Origin of the sequence: Paludifilum halophilum, from assembly GCF_002245355.1 — a bacterium.
Classification (GTDB): domain Bacteria; phylum Bacillota; class Bacilli; order Thermoactinomycetales; family DSM-45169; genus Paludifilum; species Paludifilum halophilum.
Genome location: NZ_NOWF01000122.1, coordinates 1 through 423, shown reverse-complemented (window position 1 = coordinate 423; position 423 = coordinate 1). Strand labels below are relative to the sequence as shown.

Genomic DNA, 423 nt, shown 5'->3' with positions numbered 1-423 from the left:
ACCCAACACAATACCATAGATATCAAGTGGAACCACATCAAACTCAACCTCATCTATGAACTTAGATGTTATTGCAAATCTTAACTTACATTGCTTAGTAACTCACAATCTGTTATCATTGCACACCCAACCTAATGGATAAGGTCTCCTATGTGGTGTAGTTTCCAATCATAATTGTTTAACAATTTCCTTTGAAATCAGATTAACTTGGGACCTACTATCTACCAATGTATCAATTTTAGTGTTCTTTGAAATCACCCTTATATGAAAAAGTTTAGATCTTTTACTATCTTTAGGAACAACATGACTTTTAGAAGTAGAAGCACATGAAACATCAGTCGTAGAATAAACATAAGCTTTACCTATCAAACCCATAGGTAATATTGTTGTCTCATCACCAGAATCTAATCGAAGATCTTGAAC

The 423-nt window shown here is 33.3% G+C and carries 1 protein-coding gene; it reads right to left on the bottom strand.

Features of this window, described 5'->3' with window-relative positions; genetic code table 11:
• Positions 1–168 precede the first annotated feature (168 nt).
• On the bottom strand, positions 169–423 hold a 255-nt coding region (locus CHM34_RS19655; protein WP_206093856.1), incomplete at its 5' end, for a pepsin/retropepsin-like aspartic protease family protein.